General features: G+C 66.9%; 21 protein-coding genes. 8 read left to right on the top strand and 13 right to left on the bottom strand.

Annotation, left to right across the window (positions count from 1 at the left end; all coding sequences use genetic code 11):
- The first annotated feature begins 307 nt into the window (after positions 1-307).
- Complete coding sequence (locus ACFWF1_RS33000) at positions 308-952, top strand: histone deacetylase (RefSeq protein ID WP_379290641.1); 645 nt, start codon at positions 308-310, stop codon at positions 950-952.
- 45 nt (positions 953-997) lie between these two features.
- Here the strand turns inward: ACFWF1_RS33000 and ACFWF1_RS32995 are convergent, their stop codons facing one another.
- Positions 998-1,351 (bottom strand): hypothetical protein, encoded by a 354-nt coding sequence (locus tag ACFWF1_RS32995; RefSeq protein WP_379290643.1) that lies wholly within the window; start codon positions 1,349-1,351, stop codon positions 998-1,000.
- 164 nt (positions 1,352-1,515) lie between these two features.
- Between ACFWF1_RS32995 and ACFWF1_RS32990 the strand changes: the two genes are divergently transcribed.
- Complete coding sequence (locus tag ACFWF1_RS32990) at positions 1,516-1,857, top strand: MazG nucleotide pyrophosphohydrolase domain-containing protein (RefSeq protein ID WP_379290645.1); 342 nt, start codon at positions 1,516-1,518, stop codon at positions 1,855-1,857.
- Between the two features lie 14 nt (positions 1,858-1,871).
- Here ACFWF1_RS32990 and ACFWF1_RS32985 read toward each other — a convergent pair whose 3' ends face one another.
- The gene (locus ACFWF1_RS32985) at positions 1,872-2,999 is read right to left on the bottom strand and encodes a glycoside hydrolase family 3 N-terminal domain-containing protein (RefSeq protein WP_379290647.1); all 1,128 of its coding nucleotides are present in this window, start codon (positions 2,997-2,999) and stop codon (positions 1,872-1,874) included.
- 585 nt (positions 3,000-3,584) lie between these two features.
- On the opposite strand from ACFWF1_RS32985, the gene ACFWF1_RS32980 reads away from it, so the two are divergent.
- Both ACFWF1_RS32980 and ACFWF1_RS32975 read left to right on the top strand, forming a co-directional pair.
- Positions 3,585-4,808, top strand: a complete 1,224-nt coding sequence (locus ACFWF1_RS32980) for an IS481 family transposase (protein WP_379290649.1) — start codon at positions 3,585-3,587, stop codon at positions 4,806-4,808.
- An 887-nt stretch (positions 4,809-5,695) separates the two neighbouring features.
- Entirely contained in the window at positions 5,696-6,721 is a 1,026-nt protein-coding gene (locus tag ACFWF1_RS32975) for an alpha/beta fold hydrolase (RefSeq protein ID WP_379322248.1), read from the top strand.
- A 78-nt stretch (positions 6,722-6,799) separates the two neighbouring features.
- Here ACFWF1_RS32975 and ACFWF1_RS32970 read toward each other — a convergent pair whose 3' ends face one another.
- A complete protein-coding gene (locus ACFWF1_RS32970; RefSeq protein WP_379290651.1) occupies positions 6,800-9,364 on the bottom strand; it encodes an MFS transporter in 2,565 nt (854 codons plus the stop codon).
- Between the two features lie 569 nt (positions 9,365-9,933).
- Here ACFWF1_RS32970 and ACFWF1_RS32965 point away from each other — a divergent pair.
- The 4 genes from ACFWF1_RS32965 (at position 9,934) to ACFWF1_RS32950 (ending at position 14,102) form a co-directional block, all read left to right on the top strand.
- Positions 9,934-10,461 carry a hypothetical protein gene (locus ACFWF1_RS32965; RefSeq protein WP_379290653.1) on the top strand — a complete coding sequence of 176 codons (528 nt, stop codon included), beginning with the start codon at positions 9,934-9,936 and terminating at the stop codon, positions 10,459-10,461.
- Positions 10,462-10,678: 217 nt separating this feature from the next.
- Positions 10,679-11,971: a PP2C family protein-serine/threonine phosphatase gene (locus ACFWF1_RS32960; protein WP_379290655.1), complete on the top strand. Its 1,293-nt coding sequence runs from the start codon at positions 10,679-10,681 to the stop codon at positions 11,969-11,971.
- On the top strand, positions 11,968-13,611 hold the full coding sequence (locus ACFWF1_RS32955; RefSeq protein WP_379290657.1) for a CHASE3 domain-containing protein: 1,644 nt from the start codon (positions 11,968-11,970) through the stop codon (positions 13,609-13,611). Before ACFWF1_RS32960 ends, ACFWF1_RS32955 begins: the two co-directional genes overlap by 4 nt.
- Positions 13,612-13,658: 47 nt before the next feature.
- Positions 13,659-14,102 (top strand): response regulator, encoded by a 444-nt coding sequence (locus tag ACFWF1_RS32950; RefSeq protein ID WP_379290659.1) that lies wholly within the window; start codon positions 13,659-13,661, stop codon positions 14,100-14,102.
- A gap of 44 nt (positions 14,103-14,146) precedes the next feature.
- On the opposite strand, the gene ACFWF1_RS32945 is transcribed toward ACFWF1_RS32950, so the two are convergent.
- The 10 genes from ACFWF1_RS32945 to ACFWF1_RS32900 form a co-directional block, all read right to left on the bottom strand.
- The gene (locus ACFWF1_RS32945) at positions 14,147-14,494 is read right to left on the bottom strand and encodes an STAS domain-containing protein (protein WP_379290661.1); all 348 of its coding nucleotides are present in this window, start codon (positions 14,492-14,494) and stop codon (positions 14,147-14,149) included.
- A 222-nt stretch (positions 14,495-14,716) separates the two neighbouring features.
- Positions 14,717-15,295 (bottom strand): alkaline shock response membrane anchor protein AmaP, encoded by a 579-nt coding sequence (locus ACFWF1_RS32940; protein WP_379290663.1) that lies wholly within the window; start codon positions 15,293-15,295, stop codon positions 14,717-14,719.
- A complete protein-coding gene (locus ACFWF1_RS32935; protein ID WP_379290664.1) occupies positions 15,295-15,831 on the bottom strand; it encodes a DUF6286 domain-containing protein in 537 nt (178 codons plus the stop codon). The genes ACFWF1_RS32940 and ACFWF1_RS32935 overlap by 1 nt, the downstream gene beginning before the upstream one ends.
- On the bottom strand, positions 15,828-16,151 hold the full coding sequence (locus ACFWF1_RS32930; protein ID WP_379290666.1) for an Asp23/Gls24 family envelope stress response protein: 324 nt from the start codon (positions 16,149-16,151) through the stop codon (positions 15,828-15,830). The genes ACFWF1_RS32935 and ACFWF1_RS32930 overlap by 4 nt, the downstream gene beginning before the upstream one ends.
- Entirely contained in the window at positions 16,148-16,336 is a 189-nt protein-coding gene (locus ACFWF1_RS32925) for a hypothetical protein (protein WP_364739899.1), read from the bottom strand. Before ACFWF1_RS32925 ends, ACFWF1_RS32930 begins: the two co-directional genes overlap by 4 nt.
- The gene (locus ACFWF1_RS32920; RefSeq protein WP_379290668.1) at positions 16,337-16,840 is read right to left on the bottom strand and encodes an Asp23/Gls24 family envelope stress response protein; all 504 of its coding nucleotides are present in this window, start codon (positions 16,838-16,840) and stop codon (positions 16,337-16,339) included. It abuts the gene before it with no gap.
- A 96-nt stretch (positions 16,841-16,936) separates the two neighbouring features.
- On the bottom strand, positions 16,937-17,254 hold the full coding sequence (locus ACFWF1_RS32915; RefSeq protein ID WP_379290670.1) for a hypothetical protein: 318 nt from the start codon (positions 17,252-17,254) through the stop codon (positions 16,937-16,939).
- Positions 17,251-17,628 (bottom strand): Asp23/Gls24 family envelope stress response protein, encoded by a 378-nt coding sequence (locus tag ACFWF1_RS32910; protein ID WP_379290671.1) that lies wholly within the window; start codon positions 17,626-17,628, stop codon positions 17,251-17,253. Before ACFWF1_RS32910 ends, ACFWF1_RS32915 begins: the two co-directional genes overlap by 4 nt.
- Positions 17,625-18,227: an Asp23/Gls24 family envelope stress response protein gene (locus ACFWF1_RS32905; RefSeq protein WP_379290673.1), complete on the bottom strand. Its 603-nt coding sequence runs from the start codon at positions 18,225-18,227 to the stop codon at positions 17,625-17,627. Before ACFWF1_RS32905 ends, ACFWF1_RS32910 begins: the two co-directional genes overlap by 4 nt.
- On the bottom strand, positions 18,218-18,784 hold the full coding sequence (locus ACFWF1_RS32900) for an RNA polymerase sigma factor (RefSeq protein ID WP_379290675.1): 567 nt from the start codon (positions 18,782-18,784) through the stop codon (positions 18,218-18,220). Before ACFWF1_RS32900 ends, ACFWF1_RS32905 begins: the two co-directional genes overlap by 10 nt.
- Positions 18,785-18,841 lie beyond the last annotated feature (57 nt).

Genomic DNA, 18,841 nt, shown 5'->3' with positions numbered 1-18,841 from the left:
AATTATCCGCGCCCGGCGAAACCGTGCGCAGCGCGCGATGCCAGCTCACGGCTGACTCCGCCCGGCCCCCATCTCCTGCCCGCGCGCACGTCCCACACCGCCGCGCACGAAATCGCTGACTGAATTATCCGCGCCCGGCGAAACCGTGCGCAGCGCGCGATGCCAGCTCACGGCTGACTCCGCCCGGCCCCCATCTCCTGCCCGCGCGCACGTCCCACGCCACCGCGCACGAAATCGCTGACTGAATTATGCGCGGCCGGCGAAACCGTGCGCCGTGCTCGCCCTCGGCGAGCGGCAGGATGGGGGTGTGACCGAGAACGGTGATGGCGGTGCCGCCGACGACCTGGTCTGGTATGCGGCGTACGGGTCGAATTTGCATCTGAGTCGGCTGCGGTGCTACCTCATCGGAGGTACGCCGGAGGGTGGGGCGCGGGCGGTGCCGGGTTGCCGCGATCCGGGTGAGCCTGCGCGGTCGGTGCCCGTCATGCTGCCGGGACTGTTGTATTTCGCTACCGAATCGTTGGTGTGGACCGGTGGGCGGGCGTTCTATGACCCGGATGGTCCCGGCCAGACTGCGGCACGCGCCTACCTGCTCACCGTCGCCCAGTTCTCCGACATCGCCGCTCAAGAGATGTATCGCTTGCCCGGAACCGATCTGGACCTCACCGAAGCAATCGCCAACGGCCGCACCGCACTAGGCCCTGGCCGCTACGAAATGCTGTCCTACGCAGGAACACTCGAATCTCACCCGATCCTCACCTGCACCGCCCCGTGGCGCCACACCGACCTCCCCGGCAATTCCCCCTCCCCCACCTACCTCCGCCACCTGGCGGCCGGCCTGGTCGAATCCCATGGCTGGACAATCGAAACCACCGCCACCTACCTGGCCACCCGCCCCGGCGCCAACCTCACCTGGACCCCCGAAACCCTCACTGCCCTGCTCACCGGATGAGCTCAATGCGCGAGTGACCTACCGGCACTACGGAACTTCACGGGGCTAACCCAAACCCGAAGCCGCGCCCATAGTCACGGCGGCGAGAAGCGCTACGGCCGCGCCCGCGATCAGTGCCCCGACCCGGGCGCGGCGGATGCCCGAGTTGGTACGCCGTGAGACGAAGCCACCGGCGGCTGCCCCGAGGAGCGCCAGCACTGGGGCACCACCGAAGATCAGATAGAACACACTTCCCATCGCTGCGTTGTCGGCTTCGGCAAGCCCACGGGCTTCGCCGTACATGAAGACCGGGAACTGGTACACAGTCGCGACGATCGCGGCGGCCAGCGGCGCCACCACGACGGCAGCCAAGGCACCACAGAGTGCCGCGTTCTTACCAGGCGACGAAGCATCGGACATGCCTGGAACCTATGCCGCCCGCGGTGCCGCCAGCACCGAAGAAACACCTGTGCAGGTGAGTGAAACTACTCACGTCGCTCGGTCCGGGAGTCGAGTCGGACCACGGCCTAGGGGCAATCGCGCAGCCGGCAATGGCCTTGATCGGTACTCGGTAGACATGGGGCATGGATATGCATGAACTTCAAGCCAGAGCCATCGCGATTCACGACCTCTACGACGCGCTGAATCTTGCGGAACGCGGGCGGACATGGTCTCGGGCGGACTTCATGCTCGGGTTTGTCGGGGATGTAGGCGATCTCGCGAAACTGGTTATGGCGGCCGAGGGGACCCGATCCATGCCCGGGGGCCGGGCGGCGTTGGAACATGAACTGGCGGACTGTCTTTGGTCGGTGTTGATTCTGGCGCACCGGTACGACGTCGATCTCGAGAGCGTGTTCACCAGGACGATGGGTGAGCTCGAGGAGAGCATCTCGGAGCGATTGGGGCGCCAACCGGGTTCGGCGTGAACGGATTCGACCGTTCAGGGGAGGCCGGCACGTAGGGCGGTGACGCGGTCTACCGCGGCGGTGAAGGCGGCGTGGTCGAGTTGGCCGTTGGTGTAGGCGTTGGCCAAAGCCGTTGTGGCGGACTGGCCTTGGCCGATGTCGCGGGCCGAGCACAGGATGAGGTCCATGCCTGCGGCTGCGGCGGACGTGGCGCGCTGGCCGGTGGTGCCGAACGCGTTCAGTGCTCCTGCCTCGATGGCGTCGGTGATGGTGACGCCGGTGAAGCCGTTGCGGGCGCGTAGTTCCTGGTTGACGATCTTGGGTGACAGTCCGGCGGGATGGTCGGGGTCGAGGGCCGGGTAGATGGCCCAGGACAGCATGACCAGCTTCACCCTGCCGAATATTGCCGGTGGGTAAGGGAACTCGTCGACGGCGTGCAGTGTTGACTCGCTCGACGGAAGCGTGACCGGGTCGGTGTCGGTGTTCTGGCCGCTGGGTGCCGAGCCGAGGCCGGGGAAATGCTTGGCGGTGGCGGCGACGCCGGTGGTCTGTTGCGCGGCGGTGAATGCCAGCCCGAGTGCCGCCACCACGGCGGGGTTGTTGCTGAAGGAGCGTTGGTAGCGATCGATGAAATTGCCGGGGGTGTCATAGACATCCAATACCGGGGCGAGGTTGACGTTCATCCCCACTCCACGCAAGGTGCGCCCCGCACCGATACCCGCATCGATCGCAGCGGCCACCGGATCAGCTGACTGCCCAACCTGTTTCGCCGACAACACCGGATCCCCGGGCAGCCGCCGCACCAGCCCGCCCTCTTGATCCGTCATCAACAACAACGGCACCTGAATCGGACTCTCCGCCTGCGCCTGCCGCAACTGCCCGATCACCCCGGCAATCTGCGCCGTACTGGAAATGTTCTCCCCGAAGAAGATCACCCCGGCCGCCTGACCAGCACGAATGGCGTCCAACAACACCGGCGGCGGAACCAACCCCGAATACGAGTAGATCACCCGCTGCCCAGCCAACTGCAGCGGCGTCAACCCGGTCGCCCGCGCTTGCGCCCCACCAACCATCCCCACCTGCACCGCGGCAACCAGCACACACACCACAATGGCGGCCAACCGCGCATACCAGCGACGGAAACCGATGGCGGATAGCGACATCCCCAACTCCTTCCACCCCAAACAATGGTCGCGCATCAATCGGCTCGGCGCGAGGTCCCGTTTCCCCAGATGGAACGCCGGGGGTAGGTTGTCAGTTTTGATGGACAAGTCACCTTGGGAAGTCCTTATGTGTACCTGTCCAAAAGGCCCACCTATCCAAGGGAATGACCGAGTAGTGCTGGGCACGTCAGGTGGGGTACCCGGCTTTAGTTATCGGTCAGGTGCGAGGTGTCGCGTTCCCGAGGTGGTCATCTGGCTGTGGTTGCGTTTCGAGAGCTCGAGAACCAGCGAATCCCGCCTCCGGAGATGGTGAAGCTACCGCCGCACCCCACTGTGTCAGCCCCACACCCAGTACAGGCGGTGTCGGGCTGACACAGCGGGTGTACGGATGGTTTTCACGTGTCGATCTGGTCGTGGTTACCCCCCTCCCTACCAATACGCTGAAACGCATTGGTAGGGAGGGGGTTCACAGAGCGTGCACACCCCCCACAGGGTGTCTAACCGTTCTAAAGTGCCAACACATAGCTGACACGCCAGTGACAGGACATCTCTGACACTGATGGTCTTGTCGATGAGCCTTCATCGATGAGCCGGAAAGTGATCACGATGGAGCAGAAATACGCTGCTGTGTTCGCTGATGTCGCTTCGGGACGCTCGAACGTGGCCAAGGTGTGCGCGGAGCTGGGCATCTCCCGAGACACCTACTACCGGTATCGCCGCCGGTTTGCTGCCGAGGGTTTAGCGGGGCTGAGTCCGCGCTCTCGGGCACCCAAGACCAGCCCGACCCGCACCGGCGAGCAGATGACGATGTTGATCGTGACCGCCCGTAAGGAACTCGAACGTGAGGGCTGGGACAACGGGGCAGTCTCGATCAGGGCGCGACTGCTCGCCGATGGCATGCCGGATACCGAGTTGCCTTGTGCGCGAACCATTCACCGAGTCCTGGGCCGGGAAGGACTGATCGAGCCCGAGCCCCGGAAGCGACCTCGATCCTCGTATCGGCGGTTCGTGTTCCCCGCCACCGACGACTGCTGGCAGATCGACGCGCTGGAGTTCGTCCTGGCCGACACCGCCGCGACCAAGGTGGTCATCTTCCAACTCCTCGATGACCACTCCCGCTACGACCTGGCCGATCTGGCCTGGCCCCGCGAGGACACCGAAGGTGCCTGGCGCGCCATGGCACACGCCATCGAACACTACAATATTCCGCGAATGGTGTTGTCCGACAACGGGCTAGCATTCACAGGACGCCGCGTCGAGACCATCGTGCTATTCGAGAAGAACCTCGCCCACCTCGGGATCAAACTCATCAACAGCCGACCCTGGCACCCCCAAACCAACGGCAAAAACGAACGCGCCCACCGCACCCTACGCAAATGGCTCACCGCCCAACCACAACCAGCAACTCTGCCCGAACTACAAACCCTGCTCGATCGCTACCGGCCCCTCTACAACAACCGACCCCACCAAGGCCTCGACGGCGCCACCCCGCTCCAGGCCCGCATCGCAGGCACCCGTCACCCACCCCCCGAGGCCGCCATCACCCCGGCCCCGCCCACCCTCGCGATCGAGGCCCGCGCCTCGAGCCGCGACGGCTTCATCGCCGTGCAGAACACGATCATCCCCCTCGGCGCCGAATACCGCGGCACCCTGACCACCGTATTCATCACCGGCGACCACGCCCTGATCTACTACCGCGAACAACTCATCCGCGAACTCACCATCGACCGCGCCCGCAAACGCCAGGCTCCCATGCGACCCCGCAGCGGCCGAATCCCCCGTACCCTCACCTACACACCCCACCCCTAACTGTCAGACATGTCCTGTCGCCAACTGTCAGCAATGTCCTGTCACATCACAGGGTGTCTAACCGTTGTGAAGGGTATGCACGCTCTGTGGGTTCGGCACGTGGGCCCACAGCGGCGTCGATTGGCGCCCCCCATGGCCGGCTTCGCCCCGGATCGCTCAGGATCTGCACTGCCTCTCGGGATCAGCACTCGGAATAGGGCCCTAAAGTCGGTGCCGATCCCGAGAAACAGTGCAGATTCGACCGCAGTCGCAGGCCACGAGCTCCGGCACCCCGGGCGGCGCGGGTGGGCCGTCCAGGTGTCGATCAGCACCACCCGTGGCGGTTCGAGCCGGATTGCCCGGGATCTGCACTGGCTCTCGGGGATCTGCACTGGCTCTCGGGATCGGCACTCGGAATAGGGCCCTAGAGTCGGTGCCGATCCCGAGAAAGAGTGCAGATTCGGCCGTCGTCGCGGGACACGAGCTCCGGCACTCCGGGTCTGCGTGGGTGGGCCGTCGATCAGCGCTACCCGTGGGCGGTTCGAGTCGGATTGCTCGGGATCTGCACTGGCTCTTGGGATCTGCACTCGGAATAGGGCCCTAGGGTCGGTGCGGATCCCGAGAGAGGGTGCAGATTTGGGGGTGGGGGCGTGGTTAGGCCCGGAGGGACTGGGTTCGGGCGTTTGGGGTGGACGAGGCTGTGGGAGTCGTCGTGGTGGTCCTCGCGGACTGGGTGGAGCCTGTCGGCGCTGGGGGTTGCGGCGGTGAAGACCACCCTGGTCCGGGTAGGTCGGCGTTGACAGCGACTCTCTCGCATGCGGCGCTGGGGGGTTGCGGTGGCGGAGACCAGCTTGGTCCGGGTAGGTCTGCGCTGACAGCGACCTCCTCGCACAGCGCTGGGGGTTGCGGTGGCGGAGACCAACTTGGTCCGAGTAGTCGGCGCTGACAGCGACCTCCTCGGATGCGGTGCTGGGGTTGTGGGGGGCGGAGATCAATCTGGTTCGGGTTTAGCGGCATTGACAGTGGGTCTGTTGCGTGCGGAGGATGATCGTGAATTAGGAGGGGGATCGTTGATTCCAGTTGCGGAGATTAGTACTCAGGTCGTGCGGGCTGAGGACGGTGTGACGGCCGAGGTTCGGATCTATCGCCGAGTTGCTGATCCGTCGGCGCCGGTGCTCGTGTGTATGCCTGCTATGGGGACGCGGGGAGCTGTCTATGTGCCGTTCGCGGAGGCGTTGTCGCGGGCGGGGTTTCAGGTGGTGCTTGGTGAATTGCGGGGGCAGGGGACGAGTTCGGTGCGTTTGCGACGGGGAACGCGCTATGGGTATCACGAAATCGTGACCCGGGACTATCCCGCTCTGTTTCAAGCCGTCGAGGCCAATTTCCCTTCGGCGCCACGGTATTTGTTCGGGCACAGCCTCGGGGGTCAGCTCGGAGCGCTCTATCTGGGGCAGCAGCCGGCCATGGCGGCGGGGGCCATCCTGGTGGGGGCGCCCTCCTGCCACTATCGGAGCTGGTCGTTTCCGCGGAACTTCGGCATCCTCGGTGGCGCCCACCTGGCGCTGGGGATCGGCCGACTGGTCGGCTATTTTCCGGGGCGGCGTATCGGGGTGCTGGGCGATGACTCGACCCAGCTCATGCGCGACTTCGCGACCCAGGTTCGGACCGGTAGCTACCGGGTTCCTTCCTCTGCATTGGATTTCGAATCAGGGTTGGCCGAGGTGCGGATGCCGGTCCTGGCCGTTGCTATCGAAGGCGACGGCATGGCCACTGCCCGAGGAGTCGAGACTCTCGGCGGCAAGCTCGCCAACGCATCGGTGACTCACTGGAACCTGCTGCTGGACAGCACGAACCGAAACCCGCACTACGACTGGATTCGTGACAACGCCGCGCTCGTCGAGCGCATACAGGCGTTCATCGACACAAACCCCTAGCCGACAACGCAATGCGTCGCGTTGTCGGCCCAGGTCGGATGCGCGGTAGGCGGGACCCGAACCAGGACAGCGAGTGGGTCAGGGGTGGCTCGGTGAATCGTCTAGTTGGTAGCTGAGTTTCACGTCGTGGTTGACCTCGCCGCCGGTGACGGTTATTTGGCTGGTTGATGGGGGGTAGCCGCGGGCTACTACGGTGTATTGGCCTTGGGGGAGGTCGGTGACGAGGTAGCGGCCGGTGTCGTCGGTGCGGGCGGTGGCGGTGAGGTCGCCGGTGGTGTTGAGGACGCTGATCTGGGCGTCGGGGACGGGGCGGCCGTCCTCGGCGACGGCTGAGCCGACGAGTACGGCCATGGGGCCGAGTTCGATGTCGTGGCGCAGGAGGCCGGATTCGGGGACGGTGAGGGTGGTTGCGCTGGGGCGCATGTGTTCGGCTACGGCGACCAAAGTGTAGGTGCCGGAGACGATTCCGTGGCAGGTGTAGCGGCCGTCGGCGGTGGTGGTCGCGGCGCCGACTACTTCGCCGCGCAGGTCGGTCAGGGTGACGGTGGCGCCGAAGAGTGGGGTGCCGCGGGCGGCCGAGCGGACGACGCCGGATAATTCACCGGATCCGAGAAGAGTGAGGTCGAGGCGTTGTGCGCGCTGGCCGACCGAGACTGTCACCGCTGCGGGTTGGTGGTCGGTCGCCGAGATGATGAGGACGTAGTTGCCGCTCTCGGGTACTCCGATGACATAGCTGCCGTCGGCATCGCCGGTCGCTCGCGAAACCTGGTGTCCGCGTTGGTCGATCAGGGTGAGCGCGGCGTCGGGTACCGGGTGACCGTTTTCCCGGCGGATGCGTCCGCCGATCGCGCCGTCGCCGTATCCTTCGAAGCCCTCGACCGAGTCGAGCACGGTCACCGTGGAACTGGCTGTGGCCATGGCGAATTGGCGCGCACCGTTGTGCTCGGCGAGCGCGTGCCTGGCGACGGCCCCGGCCAGTACCGGTTCGGGCTCGGTGAGCGCCTGCGCGGCGCCCTCCCAGATCTGGTCCTCGTCCCAACTCGGCTGCACGGCGGGCGAAATCACGATGGGCTTCGGATTATCCTGCAGCGGAATCTCTTTCATGAACATCAGCACGAAGCAGGCCAGCAGCGCGACCGCAGCGGCGACGTAGAACACGCCGTGCATGGACTCGGTGAAGCCGATCAGGATCGGCGCCTTCAGCTCGTCGGGCAGCGCCTCGATACCGCTGGTGTTGCTCTGCATACTGCTGAGCTGTCCGGCATCGAATCCGGGCGGCAATGCCCCGCCGAACGCGTCGATGATCTTGTTGGGCAACAGGTTGAACAGGATCGTCAGGAACACCGCGACACCGAGCGTGCCGCCCATCTGCCGGAAGAAGGTCGCCGCCGCGGTGGACACGCCCATATCCGAACGCGGCCCGGCGTTCTGCGCCGCGATGACCAACGTCTGCATGCAGAAGCCGAGCCCGAGCCCGATCACCGCGCAGTAGGTCAGCGGCTGCCACAGCACGCTGTCGTAGTGCACCTGCGCGAACAGCGCCGAGCCGAGCGCGGTGATGAAAGTGCCTGCTACCGGCAGGATCTTGTAGTGACCGGTCCACTTGGTGATCCGCCCGCCGAGCTGCGAGCCGAGCGTGATGCCGAGCACCAGCGGCAGCATCAGCAGGCCGGCATGGGTCGGGGTGAACCCGCGCACCACTTGGAAATACTGCGGGACCATGGTGATCGCGCCGAACATGGCGATGCCGACGATGAAGCCGCCGAGGATGGTGACGCTGAACGTCGAACTCTTGAACAGCCGCAACGGAATCAGCGCCGCGTCCTTCATCAGGAACTCGACGAGCAGGAACAGCAGCAGCCCGACCGCGCCGACCCCGTAGCAGACCAGCGATCGATGCGATTCCCATCCCCAATGCCTGCCCTGCTCGGCGACGACGAGCAGCGGCACGGTGCAGATGGTCAATGTCACCGCGCCGAGCCAGTCGATCCGGTGATTCTGCCGCTGGTGCGGCACATTGAGCACCCTGGCGACCACGAGCCAGGCCAGCACCCCGACCGGCACGTTCACCAGGAACACCCAGCGCCAGCCCGCGATGCCGCCGAGCGTGTCGAGATCGGAGAAGAAGCCGCCCAGCACCGGGCCGAGCACCGTGGCGAAACCGAAGACCATCATGAAGTAGCCCTGGTAGCGCACCCGTTCGCGAGCGGGCACGATATCGCCGATGATGGTGAACGCCAACGACATCAGGCCGCCGGCTCCGAGGCCCTGGAACGCGCGGAATCCGGCGAGTTCGTACATCGAGGTGGCGAAGGTGCAGGCCACCGAGCCGACGATGAACAGCCCGATCGCGGTGAGGTAGAACGGCTTACGCCCGTAGATGTCGGCCAGCTTGCCGTACAGCGGCGTGGTGATCGTCGCGGTGATCAGGTAAGCCGTTGTCGCCCACGCCTGTTCGTCGAAGCCGTGCAGGCTGTTGGAGATCTTCACGATCGCCACGCTGACGATGTTCTGGTCGAGGGCGGCCAGGAACATGCCGAGCAGCAGGCCGGACAGGATGGTCAGGATCTGCCGGTGCGACAGTGCGGTGTCCTCGCCCGCTTCCAGGCCCGGCGGCATTGCCTGGGTGGTGGAATTCGTCATGTAGGCCCTAATTCTGGTCGGCTGCGTTGTCAGCGGTTTTCGTCGAACACGCGCATCCGATCCCCGGTCGCCCCCAATGCGCTGCGCGGCCGTCGATCGGATCGGCTCGGCACTCGCCAAGCCATGTGACACAAGCGATCTGCACTAACTACTGCTGGTAGAACTCTCAGCGGTGCGACAGTTCGGCGAGCTTACCGGTGTGCTGTGGGCCGCCAACGGGCGTGGCCCCTCCCCATATTCACCAGCAGACCTACCAAAACCGCGCAACTAGTTGCTAACGCGAACAATACATAAGCCCGTCAATCCATTATCACCGCGGGTAGGAGGTTCCAGAGAAACCCGCGCCCGGATAGCCAGTTGCTATGTAAGGTCTTTCGTGTCTCGCCGCGTGCGGGACAAGCTTCTGCGGCGCGGGCTGCGGCATGCCCTGTCGCGGGTTTCGAACAACATCCGGCGACAGGGGGAATCAGCAGATGCCCGAAAACGGTCCGGCACCCAGCAACCCGGCACCCAGCGACCCGACATCGAATAGCGGCACCACGACTGACGCCACACCTTTCTGGCGATCGATGCTGTTCTGGGCAGTGGTGAGCGGCGTCGGAACGGTGCTCGGCGTGTGCGTCACCCTCGCCCAGTGCGCCAGCCCGAATTCGCCATCGGCAGCGCCGAGCGGCTCCCCCATTCAGGCCCCGTCCGCGCGCCCGACGACCACCGAACCACCCTCGCTCACCCACGGCCACCAGAAGATCGCCAACGTCGAGGGCATCGACCTGGACACCGGCCAGATCCACGATCAGAACCAGCTCGGCGTGGACATGAGCCCGTCCAAGACCGCCGACTCCCTCAACGCCATGACCAACGGCAAGCCCCGCTTCGCCATCCCGAGCGACGACACCGGCTCCGGCCTGGACCGCTGCCGCGCGATCCGTCCTGCCGCCTGGACCCAGACCGTGGCCAACACCTACCACCTGCCCACCGGCAGCCACCTGTGCGTGCAAACCGATCAGGGCTACCTGGCCGATCTCACCCTCACCCACATTCCGTCTGCCGCCGAGCAATACCTCGAATTCGATTTCACCACTTGGCGGCCCAGATAATTCACGACGGGTCGGCCACGGCGAGTCCACGAGGGAGTCGGGCCGCGCGACACCCTGCACCGGCGGTCAGGCTCGGCCGCGCCCAACGGGACGGTAATGTTGGCACGTCGCGAGGTACAAGGCCCAGAGGGTGTGCCGAACGAATGTGGGTACTCCGCGTTAGTCGTATTTGACGACGACCGAGTAGGTCAACGCGGATGGAAGGAGACCGGAGTCGATGCTTTCCGGGCAGAGTGGGCAGACTGGCCTCCTCGGCGACGGCGACGGCAAGGCCCGCGCAGCAGCACCGATTCCCGAGCGCCGACCAGACCGCGCCACCGTCTGGAGTTGGCCGGAGTTGTCGGTGTTACTGGTCGAGGACGATCAAGCCGACGCCCTACTGGTCGAGGAGCTGATCGCCGACGGCGCGCCGGGCCTGCCGATGCGGTGGGTGCGGTCCGCGGCCGAGGCGCGTGCGCTACTCGCGCAGCAGCTACCCGACTGTGTGCTGTTGGACCTGCACCTACCCGACGCGCATGGACTCGAGGCGCTGGCCACGGTGCACGAATACACCGACCAGGTCGCGGTCGTCGTGCTCACCGGACTGGACCAGGAGCAGATCGGGCTGGCAGCGGTGGCGGCGGGCGCCCAGGACTACCTCGTCAAGGGCCGCGTCGAACCCGAATTATTCGGCCGCGCACTGCGTTACGCCATCCAGCGGAAACAGGCCGAGCGCGCGTCGGCGGCGCTGCGGACCAGCCAGATGCGGGCGCAGGAGAACGCGCGACTCGAACGCGGACTGTTGCCGACCCCGTTGCTGCGCGGCGAACGCTCGGTCGACATCGTGGCGCGCTACCGTCCCGGCCGGGCCAACGCGCTGCTCGGCGGCGACTTCTACGACGTGGTGCAGCAGGCCGACGGCACCGTGCACGCCCTGATCGGCGATGTCGCGGGCCACGGCCCCGACGAGGCCGCGACCGGGGTGGCGCTGCGGCTGGCCTGGCGCACCCTGGTGCTCAGCGACATCTTCGGCGTCCGGCAGTTGCAGCTGCTGGAGGAGGTGCTGCTGGCCGAGCGCACCGGCAAGCAGACCTTCGCCACGCTGACCAGCCTGATCCTGCGTCCCTGTGATCATCGCGTGGTGGTCACCAGGGCCGGGCATCCCGGCATGCTGGTGCGCACCGGTGCCGAGATCGACTGGGTCGAGGTGCCCGGCGGTCCCGCACTCGGTTTCCTACCGGGCCGGGCCGAATGGGCCGCGCACGAGATCACGGTGCCCGTCGGCACCGGCTTGATGCTGTTCACCGACGGACTGTTCGAGGGACACACCGATGCGAGCCAGGATCGCCTCGGCGAGGAAGGTCTGCTGGCGTTGGCCCGCACGGTCACCGCCGCCGAACCCGCGGTGTTCGTCGACGAATTGATCCGGCGCGCCGAGGAACTCGCCGAGGCGCACGGCGGGCTCGAGGACGACGTGGCGGTCATGTACCTGCAGTGGAATCACCGAGACCTGAACCAGGACAATCGATGACAACATCTCTCAGGAAACGGTTCGTGGCCGGTCGACTGACCGTTCAGGGCTGGTTCATGCTCGTGCTGGCCCTGATGGTGATCTTGGTGATCATCGGAACGGCGGTCGGTGCGCAACAACTCGCCAAGACCAATCGGGTCGCCGACCGGATGGTCGAGGGCCTGCAACCCGCGACCGCCGAGACCTATCGGCTGCAGGGCGCGCTGCTCAACCAGGAGACCGGCATTCGCGGCTATGCCATCGGCGCCGACTCCCAGTTCCTCGCACCGTATTCCGAAGGCGTGCAGGACGAGGCGCGGGCCGCGGCCAAGATCCGCGAGCTGCTCGCCGACCGCCCGCAGCTGCTCGCCGACCTCGACGCGGTGGAGCGGGCGGCCGCCGATTGGCGCACCGGATACGCCGAGCCGCTGATCGCCGCGGTGAAAGCACGCGGCCCCGCCGCGGTCGACGAGCTCGCGGCGGCCCGCGGCAAGGTGACCTTCGACCATCTCCGCACCCTGTTCGCCAACCAGACCACCGACCTCGCCGGCGAGGTCGATTACGATCAGGCCGAGCTGAAAAGTACTCGCGCTGTGCGGGATGCGGTGCTGTCGGGCCTGGTCGTCGCCTTCCTGCTGGCCGCGGTCGCGCTGACCGTCCTGGTGCGCAAGCTGGTGGCGCGGCCGCTGGACTATCTGGAGGCGGCCTCCCGGCGGGTCGCCGACGGTGATTTCGACCACCACATCACCGCGCACGGACCCGCCGACCTCGCCACCGTCGCGGAGGCGGTGGAAGGCATGCGCCGCAGGGTCGTCGCCGAACTGGAGACGTCCCGGGTCCAGGAGGCGGTGCTGGCGGCGCAGACGGCCGAGTTGGACACCCAGACCGCGGAACTGCGCCGCTCCAACGCCGAACTGGAGCAGTTCGCCTATGTGGCCTCGCACGATCTGCAGGAACCGCTGCGCAAGGTCGCCGCATTCTGTCAGCTGCTGGAGAAGCGCTACGCGCCCCAACTCGACGAGCGCGCAATCCAATACATCGATTACGCGGTGGACGGCGCCAAGCGGATGCAGGTGCTGATCAACGATCTGCTCACCTTCTCCCGGGTGGGGCGCGTCATCGACGGCAATGTGCCGATCGAGCTCGAGCAAACCCTGGACAAGGCGATGGCCAACCTCTCGGTGGCCGCCGAGGACACCGATTTACAGCTGACCCGGCCGGACGAGCTACCGGAGATCACCGGCGACCCGACGCTGCTGACCATGCTGTGGCAGAACCTGATCGGCAACGCGATCAAATTCCGCGCACCCGATCGGTCGCCGGTTGTCCAGATCACCTGTGTCGCAGATGGCGACACAGACGGCTGGCTGTTCTCGGTCTCGGACAACGGGATCGGCATCGCGCCGGAGTTCGCGGAGAAGGTATTCGTGATTTTCCAGCGGCTGCACAGCCGCGAGGAATACACCGGCACCGGCATCGGACTCGCGCTGTGCAAGAAGATTGTCGAACACCACGGCGGCAGAATCTGGCTCGATACCGAATACACCGACGGCACGCGTTTCTGGTTCACGCTGAACTCGCCGGTGCTGCCGGTGGATACCAGCGCACTCGGCGAGATCGCCAGGCCCCGGCAAACTCTCGAGCCCAGCGAAACCAGCTGACCCGCTCCCCGATAAGACTGTCCCCCAGATGAATACAGGAGTTCCTCTTGACCACTCCCGGCCAGCCCATCGACATCCTCCTGGTGGAGGACGATCCCGGTGACGAGTTGATGACTCGGGAGGCGTTCGAGGACAACAAGATAGGCAACACCCTGCACGTCGCGCACGACGGCCAGGAGGCCCTCGACTTCCTGTATCAGCAGGGCGACCACGCCGGCGCGCCGCGGCCGGATCTCATCCTGCTCGACCTGAATCTGCCGCGGTACGACGGGCGCCAGGTACTCGAACGGATCAAGGCCGACCCTGACCTGGCACATATCCCGGTGGTCGTGCTCACCACGTCGGCGGCCGAGGAAGACATTCTGCGCAGCTACAAACTGCACGCCAACGCCTATGTGACGAAGCCGGTCGACCTGGACCAATTCGTCGCGGCCATCAAGCACATCGACGACTTCTTCGTCCAGGTCGTCCGGCTGCCTCGGCAGCGCTGAACACCGTCGCGCCCGGCCCGTCGGAACAAGCACGGGCCGGGCTGCTAGACGGCGAGCGCCTCGTCGACGGTGTTGTGCACGCTGAGCAGCTTGTCCAACCCCGTCACCTCGATCGGCCTGCGCACCGGCGGCGAGGCCACCACGCGCAGCTGGCCGGACGGCAGCGACTCCGCCGCCACGAGCAGCACGCTCAATCCGGCGGACCCGAAGAATTCCACCTGGGAGAGGTCGACGACCAGCGTGCCCGGCTTGTCCCGCAACGCATCATCGACCGCGGCCTGGAACTCTGGCGCGGACGCCATGTCGATTTCTCCGGTGAGCGACAGAATTCGCACGGAATCGACCGATCGCACGTCCGCTGCCAAGCTCTTCGCCTTTCCGTCCGTGCTCATCGAGTACCCGCCTGGACACCGACGCCGAGCGCCATGCGGCCTCGGTTCGACCCACCTGAGCCCGCTACACCAAACCGGTTGCCTGGCATCGCCACTTCGCTACCTCCGACGCGTCGACCCCCCGCCCGCTCGAGCACGGCGCAGGGCTGATCCAACTCGCCAAACTACCGTAGGCCGCCTCGGCTCGCCGCGCCCGCCCACACCTCCGCGTTCCGATAATTCTCAGCGCACCCGAGCCGGTCGCCGGTCTTCGGCGAAGTCGAGCTCCAGCGTCACCGGAATGACCTCGACCTCCAACGCTTCGCGCAGCCGGGTGACCGCGTGGCCCAGAATCCGGCGGCGCAGCTGGACGATGTCGGCGGTCGGTTCGGCGGTGACCACCAGGTGCAGTTCAGGTGCGTCGCGCCCGCCGGACAACCAGGCCGAGGCGGTGCGCACGCCCTCGTAGCTTTCGATGTCGGTGGCGACCGGGGCCGCGGCGGTGGCCGACTCCAGCACGGTGGTCCCGGCCCATTCGGTGCCGCCGGTACGCCAGGTGACCGACTTGGGCATCCGGAACACCTGTGCCAGCAACCAGCGCAGGCACAGCAGGCCCACCAGCACGGCGACGGCCACCGCGGCCCAGAGCACCCAGGCCGGCGGAGCCGCGGTGCCCGGCACGAGGGTGTCGTCGGATGCCACCCAGCGCAGCCGCCCGTAGTGCGCGGCGACGGCGAGCACACCCGCCGCGAGCAACAGCACGCCGGTGAGGCCGAGCATGGTCCGGTTCAACGCGGCCGGACGGTTGGTGCGACTCGTCATTACGCCTCTCCTGTCTTCGGACCGTGCAGCTTGGCCCGAACGCGGCGCACCGGCTGCGGTCCGATCTCTTGAACCCGACGGGTGAGCGTGTCGCAAATCTCCTCGGGCAGCCCTTCGGTGCCCGTGCGATCGGTGCGCGCGGACACCTGCACTCCCTTGCGGCGCAATCGGATTCGCGCGGAGCTGACGCCGTCCACCGAACCCGCGGTGCTGCGCAGTGCGGTGCGCAACCCGCCACGGGTCACACCCGCGGACATCCCGTCGTCGGTGTCGAGCGGCAACACCGCGGCCCGCCCCGGCCACAGTGCCAGCGCGAGCAGCACGAAGCCGAACACCACCGCGGCGACACCCACGGCGAGCACCGGCATGTCGTGCCAGGTCATGCCGTGCAGGTCGGCCGCCACGGTGTCGTACGACAGATACTCGTGCGCGCCGATCAGCCGCTGGATCAGCGACACCGCCACCGCCACGCAGGCGGCGAGCAGCAACACGGCGACCACGATCGCCGGAATCACCCGGCGCGGCCTGCGCTTCACCGAACTCTCCTGCCTGCAACGGTTTCGGTGGTCAACTCGGTCACCACGATGTCGATGCCGGACACCGCGAGCCCGGTCAGCTCGCTGGTGCGCCGGGCCAGATGCGCGCGACACGCCTCGGTCACCCGGCCGATCGGCGACGGGTACTGGATCGGCAACCGCACATCGAGGGCGGTCCGGTTCGCGAAGACCCGCGCGTCGACCCGCACGTCGGCGCCGACGCCGGCCACCTCGCGCGCGGCCTGCGCGACGATCCGCTGCACCGCGCGCGGCGCCACCGTGGTGACGCCCGGATACTCGCCCGCGACGACGGCGGTCATCGCCTGCCCTTGCGCTGCGCCGATTGCAGCAACCCGGCCAGGTCGAGCTCGCCGTCGAGCCAGCGGCCGACTACCAGGCCGAGCACCGCGAACAGCAGCACGATGGTGAAGGCGCCGAATCCGCCGAACGCGCCGGCGAAGCCGAGCGCGAGACCGACCGCGAGGCAGATCGCTGTGGCACTCATCTACTGCACCCGGCTACTCGGCGCGGGCTCGTCGTCGTCGCCGGGGATGTACACGTCGTTGACGTTGATATTCACCTCGACCACGTCCAAGCCGGTCATCTGCTCGATCGCGTTGATCACGTTGCGACGCACCGCGCGCGCCAATTCCGCGATGGCGACGCCGTATTCGACGACCAGCTCCAGATCGACGGCGGCCTGGGTCTCCCCCACCTCGACCGAAACCCCTTGGCCGATACTGGCGGACGCGCCGGGGATGCGATCGCGGATGGCACCGAACGCGCGGGCCGCGCCGCCGCCGAGATCGTGCACGCCGCGCACCTCGCGGGCCGCGAGCCCGGCCACCTTCTGCACGACGATGTCGGCGATGGAGGTGGTGCCCTGGTCGCTGGCGAGCTTGCTGTCCTTCTGGGTCGCCACGGTGGACGAAACCCGGCTCGCCGGGGTCTTGGTGTCTGCGGGCGCCTTGTTGTCCGTGTTCTTGTCAGTGGTTGTCGTGGTGCTCATTAGCTCCTCCTGATTTCCCTTGCGATACAGCGGACATCGGCTTCATAGGGATCGACACTCGATCCCGCCCGAACGTCACGGGCTCGACGATGTGACCTAGGTAACCCCCTCACTGCCGAAGGCTCCGGCATCGAGCTCGGTCACTACGAGTCGCAGGCGCGCATCGGACCATTCGGTCCCGGCCAATGCGGCGCGCAAGGCCGCGGTGGCCTTCTCCAGTAGCGGCGCCAACGGCAGCTCGGCCGCGGCGACCCGCACCTCGATCCGGTCCGCTCTGACATCGACCGCGAAACCTCTTGCGTCCCATGGCCACCAGGCCGGGCTTTCCGCGCCGAGGGGTGCCGAGGGGCGGATACCGTCGATCGTGTCCAGCGCGCCCAGGATCATGGCGATGATGTCGCTGGGAGAACTCACTGGCGCTCCGGTTCTATGTCGAGAATCGTCACCGACACTTCATCGACCGTCTGCCCGGTCTGTTCGAACACCACCCGCGAAACCTCCTGCTGCACCGCGTGACCGATCACCGCCGCCGCGCGTTCGGCCGAAATCACCACGTCCACTTGCACACTCAGCGCGCCCGCGGCGGTCCGGCGCACCCGCACGCCCTCCGACGGCGCGGGGTCGGCGCTGGTGAGGCGCTGCTTGCCCACCCGGACCAGCGACGAGACCAGCCCGCGCACACCGGGTTCCAGCCGGATCACGCCGGGCGTCGCGCACGCCGCCTGGGCGGCCACCGCGGCGACGACCGGCGCCTCGATCCGCACCTCGGAAAAAGCATCGGTCGTCATCGCCGCGCGCCCCCCGTTTCGTCGTCCTCGTAGATGTCCGCGACCACCAGGTCCAGCGTCTCCAGCACGAGACCGACCTGGGCGGCGAGTGCGGCGCTGACCCGTTCGCGCACCAGCGGCAGCGCCGCGCCGACGGTGGTGTGCCCGAACCGGACAGCGACCGACAGCTCCACCGCCACCAGGGTTTCCCCGTCCATCCCCATGCCGACCCTGCGCACCCGGCACTGCCTGGCGCGCACACCCGGCACCGAGTCGGCGGCGTAGCGCAGCACGGTGGCGACGGCTTGTTCGCTCACCTCGACCGTGCCCGGCGCGGGTGTCGGCAAGACCAGGGTCCGGCCGCGCCGCGCCTCGGCGCGCACCGCGGACATGATGCGTCCGGTCAGGTCGGGCGGCGCCGGATCCGGTTCGTCGATCAGCTCCCTGGTCGCCGCGCGCAGGGCGAGCAGGCTGTCGCGCGCCGCCCGGCAGTGCGGGCAGGTGGTCTCGTGTTCGTCGCCGAGACCGGCCTCGACCGCGTCGAGCCGATCCCAGACCTGTTCGATCTCGCGGCCGCAGGGCAGCCGATAGTCCTGTTCTGTCGTTCCGTTCACCGCCATGGTTTCATCACCTCGGACAAGTGGGCTCGCGCGCGGGCAATCCGGCCACGCACCGCCGTCGTATTCACGTCGACGATGTCGCCGATCTCCTCGTAGGTCAGCCCGTGCACCTCGCGCAATAGCCAACAGGCGCGCTGTTCGGGCGTGAGCAGCTGCAGCGCCTCGTTCAGCGCCGCCAATTGCGTGCTCACCTGCACCGCGTGCTCGGGCTGAGTGTCCGAGCGTGGCGATTCGGTGGTCTCCGGGTCTACCTCCACGGTTGGTTTGCGGGCCCGGATCACGTTCAGGCACCGATTGGTCGTCATGCGATAGAGCCAGCCGACGAAGGCTGCGTCCTCGTTGAGCTGCGGTAGTCGGCGCCAGGCCCCGAGGAACACCTCTTGGACGACATCTTCGGCGTCGGCGCGGTCGGCGAGCATCTTGACCGCGAGACGGAACATCTGGGCCTGATAGCGCAGTACTAACTGCTCATAGGCCCGCATATCGCCGTCGCGCGCCCTGCTCACCAGGGTCGCATCATCGGGCGCGGTCTCGGCGACCGTTTCTGTCGTGGTCACAGCACCTCCTCCACCGCTCATCACGTAGACACCGGGGAATGGAAACCGTCACGGCCA

This window comes from Nocardia sp. NPDC060255 (genome assembly GCF_042727395.1).
Taxonomy (GTDB): Bacteria; Actinomycetota; Actinomycetes; order Mycobacteriales; family Mycobacteriaceae; genus Nocardia.
The sequence above is the reverse complement of the archived record's forward strand: the minus strand, read 5'-3'. Positions and strand labels throughout refer to the sequence as shown.

Bases quoted from the DNA above. Each gene is read 5' to 3' on its own strand.
- ACFWF1_RS32995 (WP_379290643.1), bottom strand. From the start codon at position 1,351: ATGTCCGATGCTTCGTCGCCTGGTAAGAACGCGGCACTCTGTGGTGCC.
- ACFWF1_RS32990 (WP_379290645.1), top strand. From the start codon at position 1,516: ATGGATATGCATGAACTTCAAGCCAGAGCCATCGCGATTCACGACCTC.
- ACFWF1_RS32985 (WP_379290647.1), bottom strand. From the start codon at position 2,999: ATGTCGCTATCCGCCATCGGTTTCCGTCGCTGGTATGCGCGGTTGGCC.
- ACFWF1_RS32980 (WP_379290649.1), top strand. From the start codon at position 3,585: ATGAGCCGGAAAGTGATCACGATGGAGCAGAAATACGCTGCTGTGTTC.
- ACFWF1_RS32970 (WP_379290651.1), bottom strand. From the start codon at position 9,364: ATGACGAATTCCACCACCCAGGCAATGCCGCCGGGCCTGGAAGCGGGC.
- ACFWF1_RS32965 (WP_379290653.1), top strand. From the start codon at position 9,934: ATGCTGTTCTGGGCAGTGGTGAGCGGCGTCGGAACGGTGCTCGGCGTG.
- ACFWF1_RS32960 (WP_379290655.1), top strand. From the start codon at position 10,679: ATGCTTTCCGGGCAGAGTGGGCAGACTGGCCTCCTCGGCGACGGCGAC.
- ACFWF1_RS32955 (WP_379290657.1), top strand. From the start codon at position 11,968: ATGACAACATCTCTCAGGAAACGGTTCGTGGCCGGTCGACTGACCGTT.
- ACFWF1_RS32945 (WP_379290661.1), bottom strand. From the start codon at position 14,494: ATGAGCACGGACGGAAAGGCGAAGAGCTTGGCAGCGGACGTGCGATCG.
- ACFWF1_RS32940 (WP_379290663.1), bottom strand. From the start codon at position 15,295: ATGACGAGTCGCACCAACCGTCCGGCCGCGTTGAACCGGACCATGCTC.
- ACFWF1_RS32930 (WP_379290666.1), bottom strand. From the start codon at position 16,151: ATGACCGCCGTCGTCGCGGGCGAGTATCCGGGCGTCACCACGGTGGCG.
- ACFWF1_RS32925 (WP_364739899.1), bottom strand. From the start codon at position 16,336: ATGAGTGCCACAGCGATCTGCCTCGCGGTCGGTCTCGCGCTCGGCTTC.
- ACFWF1_RS32920 (WP_379290668.1), bottom strand. From the start codon at position 16,840: ATGAGCACCACGACAACCACTGACAAGAACACGGACAACAAGGCGCCC.
- ACFWF1_RS32910 (WP_379290671.1), bottom strand. From the start codon at position 17,628: ATGACGACCGATGCTTTTTCCGAGGTGCGGATCGAGGCGCCGGTCGTC.
- ACFWF1_RS32905 (WP_379290673.1), bottom strand. From the start codon at position 18,227: ATGGCGGTGAACGGAACGACAGAACAGGACTATCGGCTGCCCTGCGGC.